Annotated in this window: 12 protein-coding genes; all 12 read left to right on the top strand. The window is 37.9% G+C overall.

All coding sequences use genetic code 11. From position 1 onward, the window contains the following. Positions 1–8: 8 nt before the first annotated feature. A complete protein-coding gene (locus MKY09_RS00300; protein WP_169360353.1) occupies positions 9–968 on the top strand; it encodes a ribose-phosphate diphosphokinase in 960 nt (319 codons plus the stop codon). Positions 969–1,047: 79 nt separating this feature from the next. Next, positions 1,048–1,662 (top strand): 50S ribosomal protein L25/general stress protein Ctc, encoded by a 615-nt coding sequence (locus MKY09_RS00305; protein ID WP_169360354.1) that lies wholly within the window; start codon positions 1,048–1,050, stop codon positions 1,660–1,662. A 235-nt stretch (positions 1,663–1,897) separates the two neighbouring features. After that, entirely contained in the window at positions 1,898–2,461 is a 564-nt protein-coding gene (gene pth / locus MKY09_RS00310; RefSeq protein WP_169360355.1) for an aminoacyl-tRNA hydrolase, read from the top strand. A 46-nt stretch (positions 2,462–2,507) separates the two neighbouring features. Beyond that, positions 2,508–2,738, top strand: coding sequence for an anti-sigma-F factor Fin (locus MKY09_RS00315; RefSeq protein ID WP_251556961.1), 231 nt, complete (start codon positions 2,508–2,510; stop codon positions 2,736–2,738). A 91-nt stretch (positions 2,739–2,829) separates the two neighbouring features. Further along, positions 2,830–6,357, top strand: coding sequence for a transcription-repair coupling factor (gene mfd, locus MKY09_RS00320; RefSeq protein ID WP_340886182.1), 3,528 nt, complete (start codon positions 2,830–2,832; stop codon positions 6,355–6,357). Positions 6,358–6,445: 88 nt separating this feature from the next. Continuing rightward, entirely contained in the window at positions 6,446–6,982 is a 537-nt protein-coding gene (spoVT, locus tag MKY09_RS00325; protein WP_169360358.1) for a stage V sporulation protein T, read from the top strand. Further along, positions 6,983–8,677, top strand: a complete 1,695-nt coding sequence (locus MKY09_RS00330) for a polysaccharide biosynthesis protein (protein WP_342560092.1) — start codon at positions 6,983–6,985, stop codon at positions 8,675–8,677. It begins immediately after the preceding gene. 12 nt (positions 8,678–8,689) lie between these two features. Further along, on the top strand, positions 8,690–10,150 hold the full coding sequence (gene mazG, locus MKY09_RS00335; RefSeq protein WP_342560093.1) for a nucleoside triphosphate pyrophosphohydrolase: 1,461 nt from the start codon (positions 8,690–8,692) through the stop codon (positions 10,148–10,150). A gap of 4 nt (positions 10,151–10,154) precedes the next feature. Further along, positions 10,155–10,445: an RNA-binding S4 domain-containing protein gene (locus MKY09_RS00340; protein WP_251556966.1), complete on the top strand. Its 291-nt coding sequence runs from the start codon at positions 10,155–10,157 to the stop codon at positions 10,443–10,445. A gap of 170 nt (positions 10,446–10,615) precedes the next feature. After that, on the top strand, positions 10,616–10,918 hold the full coding sequence (gene yabP / locus MKY09_RS00345; RefSeq protein WP_169360362.1) for a sporulation protein YabP: 303 nt from the start codon (positions 10,616–10,618) through the stop codon (positions 10,916–10,918). 526 nt (positions 10,919–11,444) lie between these two features. Beyond that, on the top strand, positions 11,445–11,843 hold the full coding sequence (locus MKY09_RS00350) for a septum formation initiator family protein (RefSeq protein WP_342560095.1): 399 nt from the start codon (positions 11,445–11,447) through the stop codon (positions 11,841–11,843). Between the two features lie 143 nt (positions 11,844–11,986). Continuing rightward, positions 11,987–12,418 (top strand): S1 domain-containing RNA-binding protein, encoded by a 432-nt coding sequence (locus MKY09_RS00355; protein WP_169360364.1) that lies wholly within the window; start codon positions 11,987–11,989, stop codon positions 12,416–12,418. The last annotated feature ends 203 nt before the right edge of the window (positions 12,419–12,621 follow it).

Below are 12,621 nucleotides of genomic sequence, written 5' to 3' on the forward strand. Positions count from 1 at the left end.
GGATTATCATGACTCATCGATATGAAAATGCCAAACTAAAAATATTTACTCTTAATTCGAATAAGAAATTAGCAGAAGAAATTGCAAAAGAGGTTGGAGTTCCGCTAGGGAAAAGTACTGTAACAAGATTTAGCGATGGCGAAGTCCAAATTAATATCGAAGAGAGCATACGTGGATGTGATGTATTTATCGTTCAATCCACTTCAGGTCCTGTAAACGAAAATATAATGGAATTATTAATCATGTTAGATGCAGTTAAACGTGCTTCTGCTCGTACCGTAAGTGTTGTATTACCATATTACGGATATGCTCGACAAGACAGAAAAGCTCGTGCTCGTGAACCGATCACAGCTAAGCTAGTAGCTAACCTGCTAACTTCTGCTGGAGCAACTCGCGCAATTGTTTTAGACTTGCATGCACCACAAATCCAAGGTTTCTTCGATATTCCAATCGATCATTTAGTAGCTGTGCCTATCTTATCTGACTACTTCTTAACGAAAAACCTAGATCCTTCTCAAATTGTTATTGTTTCACCTGACCATGGTGGAGTTACTCGTGCACGTAAAATGGCAGACCGTTTGAAAGCGCCAATTGCTATTATTGATAAACGACGTCCACGCCCTAATGTTGCAGAAGTAATGAACATAGTTGGTAATGTAGAAGGAAAAACGGCAATTTTAATCGACGATATTATTGATACTGCGGGAACTATATCGATTGCTGCTGCGGCCTTAATGGAAAGCGGTGCAAAAGAAGTGTATGCATGTTGTACACACCCAGTGCTATCGGGGCCAGCAATTGAACGTATAGATAACTCTGTTATTAAAGAATTGGTTATTACAAACTCTATTCAATTACCAGAAGATAAGCACTCACCAAAAATTAAAGAACTATCAGTTGCAAAATTATTAGGTGATGCAATTGTTCGTGTATTTGAAGAAAAATCTGTAAGTACTTTGTTTGATTAATCTCATAGATGTTTGAATCATCCTCCCGAAGGGTATCTTATCTTTAGTTACCAATTACATCGGGAGGATGATTTTATTTATGGCTACGATTATTAAAGCACAAAAGAGAGAACATAAAAACAATACCAAGCTAAGAAATAGTGGGTACATACCGGCAGTTGTATATGGTTTTGAAACAGAGTCTCAACCAATTGCGGTAGATGAAAAAGATTTAATAAAAACATTACGTGAAGTTGGTAGAAATGGCGTAATGAAAATTGATGTAGAAGGTCAATCTCTAAACGTTGTATTGAATGATTATCAAATGAATATATTAAAGGCTCAAATGATTCATGCGGACTTTCTCGCGATTAATATGAAGGAAGAATTAGAAGTAAGTGTAACAGTTAACACAACTGGAACTTCTGTAGGTGTCTCAGAGGGTGGATTACTTCAACAGCCAAACAGAGAACTTACTGTTATTGTAAAACCTTCCGATATTCCAGATTCTATAGAAGTAGATGTAACTAATATCGCTATCGGTGATACGCTAACAGTTGGAGACGTTCGTGAAAAGGTAGATTATAAAATAGTCGAAGATGACGACTATACTTTAGTAACTGTATCTGCTCCAAGAGTTGAGACAGAATCGGATACTGAAACAGAAGCTGAGGCAGATGCCGAAGGAACAGAAGAAGCATCCTCAGAGGAATAAAGTAATAGGGTGAGTCCCTACTAAAATTATGCAAGCAATCCTAAAGGCGAGAATGATGTTTAATCGACATTCTCGTCTTTAGTTATGCACCGATACAATTATTAGTTTAGGAACTGGGTTCCATTCTTTTGCTTTAAAAGAAGGTGATGTTCCAAGTGAACAAACTGATTTATGGGCTTTACTCATCCCTCTTATGTTAAAATAAAAGAAATAAGGTTAAAAGGAATGGAAAGAAATGAAAATGATCGTTGGCCTAGGAAACCCAGGCAAGCAATATGAAGGAACAAGACATAATATTGGTTTTCATGTAATAGATGAACTGTCCAAGCGTTTAAACATTCCCCTCAATCAATCAAAATTTAATGGAATGTACGGCGCTGGCTTTGTAGGAACTGAAAAAGTGATGCTTCTAAAACCTTTAACATATATGAATTTATCGGGAGAATGTATCGTTCCGATGATGAATTATTTTGATGTAGAGGATGAGGAATTAGTTGTTATTTATGATGATTTAGACTTACAAGCTGGGAAGCTACGACTTCGCCAAAAGGGAAGTGCGGGAGGTCATAACGGGATTAAGTCCATCATTCAACATTTGGGTACACAGGAATTTAATCGAATTCGAATCGGAGTGGACCGTCCAAAAAACGGGATGAAGGTTCCAGACTATGTACTCTCCAATTTCACCAATGAAGAAAAACCAGAAATTGATTTAGCGATTAAAAAGAGCGCGGATGCTTGCGAACAATGGTTTACGAAGAGCTTTCTTGAAGTAATGAATGTTTTTAATGGTGCATAAAAGTTGAAGTAAAAGCCTATACTTCCTAAAAAGGGGGTTAATGGCTATGCCGATTCGTTATAGATGTCGCCATTGTGAAACAGAAGTTGGTCAGCTACCATTCGATTCCATAGACGAGGCTTTTTTAGAAAAACACAATATTGAGCCAGAAGAACAACACATATATATACAAACGGGGGCTGAGGGAGATTATACGATACAGTGTATTTGTGAAGAGTGTCAAACCTCTTTGCAAAAGTTTCCTAGCTATTATGCATTAAAAAAATGGATACAGTAAACGCTTTGGCACACTTCGTGCACAAAGCCTTTTTCTGTTTTTAATTGTAGCGTAAATCGTTTGTATGTTTATTAGATAAGGGTGGGTGAAAATGGAATTACTAAGTAATGTATTAATCGAAGATAAACAAATGCAAAAGCTAGTGAAAGATTTAGAGAATGGTATAGACCAAACATTAATCACGGGTCTATCAGGAAGCGCACGTGCTGTCTTTACTAAAATGCTTCATAAGGAATTAGATAAACCCATTCTGATTGTTACACCGAACCTTTTACACGCTCAAAAGCTTGCTGAGGATTTAGTCAAGCTAATTGGAGAAGACTTAGTTCGTTTATACCCAGCCGATGAATTGATAGCTGCAGATATAACTATTGCCAGCCCCGAATTGCGTGCACAACGTTTAGAAACATTAGATCACATGTTAAATATAAAAAAAGGTGTCTATATTGTTCCAGTGTCTGGCCTGAAAAAGCGAATGGGGAACGTAGAGGATTGGAAAAATAGCTCCATCTCCCTGAAGGAGGGAGAGGATCTTGTATTAGACAATTTCCTGCAAGGTTTAGTAGACATGGGTTATGTACGTCAGCCGATGGTTACCACTCCAGGAGAGTTTGCATTACGAGGCGGTATTATAGATATATATCCACTATATTTGGAAGATCCTATTCGGATAGAGTTATTTGACACAGAAGTAGATTCCATTCGTACCTTTTCTGCAGAGGATCAACGGTCATTAAAAAAATTAAAAGACGTTCGTATTTTACCTGCGACTGAATATGTTTTAACAAAAGAGAAAAAAATGATGCTAGCACAAAAGCTCGAGGAAGCATTAGCGGAAAGCTTGAAAAAGGTTAAGCTGTCGGATATTAAAGAAAAATTTTATCAAAATATACAACAGGATATAGAACTTTTAAAACAAGGAGAACAACCAAAGGAGTTTATGAAGTACATCTCCTTGATAGAAGAAGACAGCTTTTTAGGAAGTTATTTTGATCCACAAGGAATTGTTATGTTCGATGAGCTTGGAAGAATCCAAGAAGTAACAGAGACTTTGGAAAAAGAAGAAAATGATTGGTATCTTTCCTTATTAGAAGAAGGGAAGACTGTCCATAGTGTAAAACCGTCGTACCACTTGAAAGAAATCATTCATATGCTTTCTAACTATAAGGTGTACCTATCATTATTTTCACGTACTTTTTCTGGCATTGTTATAAAGAAGGCGATGAGCGTTTCGTGTAAGCCTATGCAAAATTTCCATGGACAAATGCATCTGCTAAAAAATGAAACAGAGAGATTTGCTCAAGGTAAATTTAGAGTAATTATTTTGGCAGATGGTAAAGACCGTGTTCAAAAAGTCCATACGGTTCTAGAAGATTATGAAATAGTTTCCCAGATTGGTACGTCTACAAATGATTTAAATAACCCAGGAATTTTTATCGTAGAGGGAGATCTGGAAGCAGGTTTCGAATTACCTCTTCAAAGAATAGCCGTCATAACGGATTCGGAATTGTTTAAGCAAAAGAGTAAGAAAAAATCTCGTACACAAAAAGTGACGAATGCTGAACGTATAAAAAGCTATTCAGAAATAAAGCCTGGAGATAATGTTGTACATATCCATCATGGGATAGGGAAATATATAGGAATAGAAACCTTGCTTGTGAACGGCGTTCATAAAGACTATTTGCATATACGTTATCGAGGCGAGGATAAACTCTATGTACCAGTAGATCAAATAGATCTTATCCAAAAGTATGTTGCTTCAGGGGAAAAGGATCCGAAGCTTCATAAATTAGGCGGAACCGATTGGAAGAAAACAAAATCCAAAGTTTCAGCGGCAGTTCAAGATATTGCAGATGAGCTGATCAAGCTCTACGCTAAGCGTGAGGCTGAGGTTGGATATGCTTTTGAGCCTGATGGAGAGATGCAGCATACCTTTGAGGCAGCTTTCCCGTATGAGGAAACTGAGGATCAGCTACGGACAATTCAAGAGGTTAAACGAGACATGGAGAGACCAAGACCGATGGATCGTCTAGTTTGTGGCGATGTGGGCTATGGTAAGACCGAGGTTGCGATCCGTGCTGCTTTTAAAGCTGTGATGGAAGGAAAACAGGTAGCATTTCTATGTCCTACTACCATTCTTGCGCAACAACATTATGAAACGATGTTGGAGCGTTTTCAAGACTTCCCAATTGAGGTAGGGATGCTAAGCCGTTTCCGCACAAAGAAGCAACAGGCAGAAACAATTACCGGACTGAAAAAGGGTCTAGTGGATATAGTAGTTGGAACTCACCGTATCCTGTCAAAGGATGTAGAATATCAAGATTTAGGGCTATTGGTAGTGGATGAGGAGCAACGTTTTGGAGTTAAGCATAAAGAAAAGATTAAGCAGCTTAAAACAAACGTTGATGTTTTAACGCTTACTGCCACTCCAATTCCTCGTACCCTCCATATGTCGATGATTGGAGTTCGGGATTTATCCGTTATTGAAACTCCCCCTAAAAACCGTTTCCCAGTGCAAACATATGTAATGGAATATAACGGAGCTTTAGTTAGGGAATCTATTGAGAGAGAACTGGCTAGGGGAGGACAGGCATTTTTCCTATACAACCGCGTTGAGGACATCACTCGAAAGGTTGATGAGATACAAATGTTAGTCCCAACGGCTAGAGTAGGCTATGCACATGGGCAAATGTCCGAGACGGAGCTAGAGTCTGTCATTATCAGCTTTTTAGAGGGAGAGTATGATGTCCTTGTGACAACTACTATTATAGAAACTGGAATTGATATACCGAATGTTAATACGTTGATCATCCATGATGCGGATAAAATGGGGCTGTCCCAGCTGTATCAGCTACGTGGACGCGTAGGTCGTTCTAATCGTGTGGCTTATGCCTACTTAATGTATCAAAGGGACAAAGTGTTAACTGATGTAGCAGAAAAAAGGCTACAGGCGGTTAAGGAATTTACAGAGCTTGGATCTGGCTTCAAGATAGCGATGAGAGATTTATCTATCCGAGGAGCAGGAAATCTATTGGGCTCACAGCAGCACGGATTTATTGATTCGGTAGGATTTGATCTATATACGCAAATGCTAGAAGAAGCTATACAAGAAAAACAAACTGGAACTAAAAAAGAAGAAGTACAAGATATTGAAATTGTATTAGGAGTAGAAGCATATATTTCAGATGAGTATATTGCAGATGGATATCAAAAAATTCAAATGTATAAGCGAGTCAAGGCAATGGAAACAGAAGAAGAGTATTTGGACATTGTTGAAGAATTACAGGACCGTTTTGGAGATATGCCTCTAGAAACGGAAGTACTTCTTAGAATTGCTCGTATGAAGGTCTGGGGTAAAATTGCTGGAATAGAATCTATTAAAGAAGCCAATAAGATAACATCCATTAGGCTGAGTGAGTCTGGAACACAATCTATTGATGGTGCATTACTGTTAGAGGAAACGATGAAGTTTGGTCGTGCTGTAGGCTTTAATGTAGATAAGGGCAACTTAGTTGTCACCATAGATGAGCGTAAAATAGGAAAGTTAAATACGTTTGATGTATTAGAAGAAATAATGAGTTTATTACCTAAAGCAAAAAAGAAATTAGAAGTAAATTAACGTATTGCATATTATTGGGTAATGTGAGGCATACTATGGCAGAAATGAACTTTAATTTCCATTCTGTCGAAAGAGAGGCACACATTACATGAAAGCAACAGGCATAGTACGTAGAATTGATGATCTAGGTAGAGTTGTAATTCCAAAAGAAATACGTAGAACCCTTCGTATACGAGAAGGTGATCCTTTAGAAATCTTTACAGACCGAGAAGGAGAAATTATCCTAAAAAAATATTCTCCAATTAGTGAGCTTGGAGACTTTGCAAAAGAGTATGCTGAAACGCTTTATGAAACGTTAGGTACGCCAGTACTTATTAGTGATCGCGATGAAATGATTGCTGCAGCAGGGTTATCTAAGAAGGATTATTTAAAACGTCGTTTAAGTTCCGACGTTGAGGATGTAGTGAATAATAGAACAATGGTAGTGGAAAAGCATGAAAACTCAGTAGAATGGGTACCGGGAGTAGTTGAAACAGTTAAATCCTACTGTATCGCCCCAATCATTGCTTCTGGCGATCCGATAGGCGCTATATTCCTATTCTCTAAAGTGCATTTTATCGGAGAAGCAGAAATGAAAGCTATCGAAACAGCAGCTAATTTCTTAGCAAAGCAAATGGAGAGCTAAATGAACCTTCCTCTTGTACAAGAGGAAGGATTCTTTATATTCATGTATAATAGTGCTATTGCTGGATGGAAGAAGGATTTAAAAATGAGTAATGATTGGAATATGAAATCGTATATGAAGGGCGCTGCCATGCTAACGGTGGCAGCAATTATCGTGAAACTACTTAGTGCAGTTTATCGCGTACCCTTTCAAAACCTAGTCGGCGATGAAGGCTTTTACATTTACCAACAGGTTTATCCTTTTATTGCGATTATTACAACTTGGACTTCTTTTGGCTTTGCTATAGCACTTTCCAAAATTTTGTCTGATTATAAAGCGAATGGGAAAACCTTTGCAATCCCTAAAATAAGAAAAATTGCTTTTTATTATATCGGAATTATTTCTATTATATTTTTTGTTTTCTTATTTTTTGGTGCAAATTTATTAGGCAGTTTTATGGGGGATGTCCAACTAGCTCAGCTTTTAAGAGCAGGATCCTATGTCATTCTGCTTATGCCACTCCTTGCAGTCCTAAAAGGAGAATTTCAAGCAGAGGGACGAATGGGGACAGTTGCTTATGCTCAGATACTAGAGCAGGCCATTCGTGTTTCGGTTATTTTACTCGGGACCTGGGTAGTTCTCTTAAATAGCTCTGATTTATATAAAGCGGGTAGTATGGCGATGTATGGAGCAGTTGCTGGAGAATTGGGAGGAGTAGTTTTCTTAGGAATAGTCTATTGGAAGATTACAAAGAAAACAGGTAAAGAAGAGAGTGTAGGATCGGTGCCTGTATGGCCCATCGTAAAGCAACTGACGATGCTAAGTATAAGTGCAAGTATAAGTGCATTGCTATTTTTACTTCTTCAACTGGTAGACTCCTTCACAGTATTTCAGTTACTAATAGATAATGGAATGGGTAGACAAGAGGCGATGGAGAAAAAGGGCGTATATGATCGAGGCCAACCACTCGTACAGCTTGGTATTGTCATCGCCTCTACCCTTTCTCTTTCTATCGTGCCTCTTGTTGCACATCGTTTAAATAAAGACAAAGGAAGAACGGCCCAACCATTTATGCAGTTGACGTTTAGAATAGCCTTTACGTTTGGAATTGCTGCCGCATTAGGACTTATTGCAGTACTTCCATATTTAAACGAAATGCTGTTTAAAACGCGTGCAGAATCTATTACTCTCATGGTATTTTCTTTGCAGATAATTTGGATGTCTTTAATATTAACATTCATGGCCATGCTTCAAGGAGGGGGGAAGGTGAGAGTTCCAACCCTAATCCTATTACTTTGTGTGTGCTGTAAATGGATATTAAACGGTATACTAATACCTAGTTATGGTGTAATTGGTGCTGCCTGGTCGGGGAATGCTAGTTTAGCTATTGCATGTATGTTGATGTTGCTTTACTTTAAAAAACAGTGGAAAATACGCTTCGCTCCCAACAGTTTTTATAAGGGAGTTGCTCAGGCATCATTAGTTATGTTCGTAATCGTTATTGCTTATACTAGGCTTATAGATCATTTTCCAGTTGAAATTTTATCTAGCAGAGTGGAGGCAGTAGTCATTTCACTTAGTTCGGTAATGCTTGGTGCAATAGTTTTTATCTTTCTATTGACGAAAAGACGTGTAATTGCAGAGAAAGAATGGTTCTTACTTCCCTTTGGAAGAAGAATGGCCAAGCTCCAGCTTTGGCTAAATAAAGAAAAGTAAGGTTGTGAGAAGATGCACGAGATTACAATAATCGGACTTGGGGCCGGTGATTTAAATCAGCTTCCACTAGGGATTTATAAAAAGTTAAAAAATGCAACCCATTTATATGTTCGTACAGAACAGCATCCAGTCCTTCAAGAGCTTCAAACAGAGGGCGTAACATGGACTAGCTTCGATGCTATTTATGAAAAGAATGATCAATTTGAGAATGTGTACAAAGAGATAGTGGAAAATCTTCTGAAGCTGTCAGCTGTAAATCCAATAATTTATGCTGTTCCTGGCCACCCTTTAGTAGCGGAGCAAACCGTGCAACTATTGGTTCAGGCTGAAAAACAAGGCAAGGCAACGATTACTATAGAGGGCGGGCAGAGCTTTCTAGACCCTATTTTTGGAGCTCTTCGCATAGATCCTATAGAAGGATTTCAATTGTTAGACGGAACTAGCTTTAAGCGAGATGATATACAGATGAATTCTCACGTTTTAATAGGGCAGGTTTATGATTCCTTTAGTGCTTCAGACGTTAAGCTAACACTAATGGAAAAGTATCCGGACGATTTCGAGGTCACAATAGTGACAGCGGCAGGTTCCTCCGAAGAAGTTTTAAAAAAGGTGCCTTTATTTGAACTGGATCGGGAAATGGAATTAAATAATTTAACCACCTTATACGTTCCACCTATTCATGAAAAAGAAAGTCGTGTAAAGGAATGGCAAACTCTTCGAGAGGTGGTAGCCCAGCTGCGGGGTCCTAATGGGTGCCCTTGGGATAAGGAACAAACTCATACAACCTTGAAAAAATATGCAGTAGAAGAGGTTTACGAGCTACTTCAAGCAATAGACGAGGAAGATGACGATCATATTGTAGAAGAGCTGGGAGATGTACTGTTACAGGTTTTCTTACATGCTCAAATAGGAGAAGACAATGGATACTTCAGTTTAGAGGATGTACTAGCTTCTATAACTGAAAAAATGATTCGAAGACATCCGCATGTTTTTGGAGATGTAGAAGCAAATAGTACAGAACAAGTATTAAGTAATTGGCAAGAGATCAAAGCAAAAGAAGGTAAGAAAACGTCAAAATCTTTATTAGAGGATGAATTACGAACGGAATCGTCTCTACTGACCTCCTTTAATTATCAAAAAAGAGCTGCCAAAGTTGGCTTTGATTGGCCAGAGGTTTCTGGAGCTTGGGAGAAGTTTGAGGAAGAACTGCAGGAGTGGAAGGCTGAGCTCTTGTCTAATGATAAAGAAGCGCAAACAGATGAGCTGGGAGATTTATTATTTACCGTGGTGAATTTAGCACGTTTTTACGGACTATCTCCAGAGCTTGCCATGATGCAAGCAAATCAAAAATTCAAAAGAAGATTTGAATATATAGAACGATGTGTTCAACAAAACAGAGGAAGCTTTGAAGATTATAACTTAGAGGAGCTTGACCAGTTTTGGAAGGATGCCAAAAAATTAGAGAGGCAGTGAGGATATGAGATTAGATAAATTTCTAAAAGTTTCAAGACTTATTAAAAGAAGAACATTAGCTAAAGAGGTAGCGGATCAAGGACGTATTACCATTAATAATAAGGTGGCAAAGGCTAGCTCTGACGTTAAGGTTGGTGACGAGCTATCTATTCGTTTCGGCCAAAAGGTTGTGACTGCATCCGTGGACGGGATTAAAGACTCTGCTAAAAAAGAAGAAGCTGCATCCATGTTCACCATTATTAAAGAAGAGAGATTAGAGAAGGTAGATCCTCAGTTCATTGACGATGAAGATTAGGAGAAAGATTATCTTGGTTTTCAAAGATTACGTTTAAAGTGGAAGATGATAGTCTTCCTTTCCGGCTAAATCTATTAAGAATAAATTCTTTTAAAAAAAAGCATGAGATTGTGTCATGCTTTTTTTATATGGAGCATACAATAGATTAGGACAAGGAGAGGAGAGAGTATATGCAATATCAAGCAGAGAATCAAACTATCACAATTCCGTCGGGGGATCACTTAATTTCACTAAGAAATCGTAAAAGAATGGACTTAACATCTGTAAAAGCAATCGAACGATTTGATCAGCAGGAATTTTATGTACGTACATCTCAAGGAACCCTTCATATCAAAGGAGAGGACTTGAAGATTGTCCATCTAGATGTTGATAAAGGACTTCTAACTTTGGAGGGCATTGTACGATCTATGGAGTACGATGAGGAACAAAGTTCAGACGGTGCTAGAGGATTACTTCATAAATTATTCGGATGACACTTTCTCTACAGTTTTATAGTTTAATGCTAATGATCGGCAGCGGTATTTTAGTTGGTGCTGTAATAGAAGGAACGCGTTTTATAACGGAGCATACTCCCAAGCGTTCCTTTGTTTTTAAATATCAGGTAGTGTTAGAAATAGTTATTTGGATTTTAATGGGACTAGCGACCTTTTACATTCTTTTTAATGTACGAGACGGGATTTGGAGAATTTATGATCCACTTGCACAAGTGTTAGGAATTCTCCTTTACCAGTTATTTTTTCAGCCCGTCTTTCGGTTAGCTGGAAGAATCTTTTTGCGTTTGGTAGTAAAGCCGATTTGGTTCATAATTCGGACCATTTTTAGGATTCTTGGAAAAATTATATCTTTTATCATACTTATTATCAGTTTAATAATAAAACCATTCCGTACTCCATACAAAAAATTAAAGCTATTGGCACTACAGAAATTGCCAAAAATAAGTTATAATAAAAGATACCAAAAATATAAGAAAAAATATAAGAAAAGATAGGAGAGAACGATGTGAGGCAGAGACAAATACAAAAAGAACCATATGAAAAACAAGTGGCATCTATAAATACAGATTATTTACGCTCTGTTCAACGTCGCGAATCTCGTATAAAATCTAAAAAAGTTCGGTTATTTAGACGGTTAGCAGCATTCTTTATCGTTTCAATCGCGGTAACTGGATTTTTAATAATGACCCTTGTGAACAGCCATCAAACATTAGCAGAGAAAAAGGAACAGCAGGTCCAGGTAGAAGAAGAACTAGCAAAAGTTCAAGAAGACCAAGAAATGCTCAAAATTCAAATCTCTAAGTTAAATGATGATGATTACATCGGAAAGCTATTAAGAAAAGAGTTTTTCCTTTCAGAGGACGGCGAAATTATCTTCTCTCTTCCAGAGGAAAATGATAAGTAAATTAAAAAAAACCAATTTGAAGAGAGTGGTCTTGTTGACACTCTTTTTTTGTTAGCTATAATAAAAGATAGGATATGTATAAAAAAACTATACAAATTCATTTTTTAAGGACCGCTTAAATTTTAAGGAGGAGCATTTTTTTTATGTCAATTGAAGTAGGCAGCAAGGTACAAGGTAAAGTAACAGGAATCACTAACTTCGGAGCATTTGTCGAGCTTCCAGGAGGCTCAACTGGTCTAGTTCACATTAGTGAAGTTGCAGATAACTATGTGAAGGATATTAATGATCATTTAAAAGTGGGCGACATGGTAGAAGTTAAAGTGATGAATGTTGAAGCGGATGGCAAAATCGGCTTATCTATTCGTAAAGCAAAGCCACAAGCAGAAAGACCAGAGAGACCAGAACGTCCTCAGCGTCCACGCAGTAATAACCGCCCGAACGATCGTGATCGTCCGAGCAAAGAGAATTTTGAGCAAAAAATGGCGAGATTCTTAAAGGATAGTGAAGATCGTTTGACTACGTTAAAACGCGCAACTGAATCTAAACGCGGTGGTAGAGGCGCAAAACGAGGATAACATGCTGTCTGTTTTATCGGTAGAAAAAATGTTTAATAGATGTAGAAAGGTGCTAGCTTAGCTAGTGCCTTTTTTGTATTGGCTATGTTAAAGGTTAGGGTTGATTTATGATGCAAAGAAATCTTAAATCAGAGAGTAGAATTGATTTCCGCACCAGCCGGACGCTTTCCACGGGGTGAGCGATAAGCCATCACCCATCGCTT

Origin of the sequence: Psychrobacillus sp. FSL K6-4046 (assembly GCF_038624605.1) — a bacterium.
Taxonomy (GTDB): Bacteria; Bacillota; Bacilli; order Bacillales_A; family Planococcaceae; genus Psychrobacillus.

What these genes read in the sequence shown, in the direction of transcription:
- MKY09_RS00300 (WP_169360353.1), top strand. Translation starts at nt 9, where the DNA reads ATGACTCATCGATATGAAAATGCCAAACTAAAAATATTTACTCTTAAT.
- MKY09_RS00305 (WP_169360354.1), top strand. Translation starts at nt 1,048, where the DNA reads ATGGCTACGATTATTAAAGCACAAAAGAGAGAACATAAAAACAATACC.
- pth (WP_169360355.1), top strand. Translation starts at nt 1,898, where the DNA reads ATGAAAATGATCGTTGGCCTAGGAAACCCAGGCAAGCAATATGAAGGA.
- MKY09_RS00315 (WP_251556961.1), top strand. Translation starts at nt 2,508, where the DNA reads ATGCCGATTCGTTATAGATGTCGCCATTGTGAAACAGAAGTTGGTCAG.
- mfd (WP_340886182.1), top strand. Translation starts at nt 2,830, where the DNA reads ATGGAATTACTAAGTAATGTATTAATCGAAGATAAACAAATGCAAAAG.
- spoVT (WP_169360358.1), top strand. Translation starts at nt 6,446, where the DNA reads ATGAAAGCAACAGGCATAGTACGTAGAATTGATGATCTAGGTAGAGTT.
- MKY09_RS00330 (WP_342560092.1), top strand. Translation starts at nt 6,983, where the DNA reads ATGAACCTTCCTCTTGTACAAGAGGAAGGATTCTTTATATTCATGTAT.
- mazG (WP_342560093.1), top strand. Translation starts at nt 8,690, where the DNA reads ATGCACGAGATTACAATAATCGGACTTGGGGCCGGTGATTTAAATCAG.
- MKY09_RS00340 (WP_251556966.1), top strand. Translation starts at nt 10,155, where the DNA reads ATGAGATTAGATAAATTTCTAAAAGTTTCAAGACTTATTAAAAGAAGA.
- yabP (WP_169360362.1), top strand. Translation starts at nt 10,616, where the DNA reads ATGCAATATCAAGCAGAGAATCAAACTATCACAATTCCGTCGGGGGAT.
- MKY09_RS00355 (WP_169360364.1), top strand. Translation starts at nt 11,987, where the DNA reads ATGTCAATTGAAGTAGGCAGCAAGGTACAAGGTAAAGTAACAGGAATC.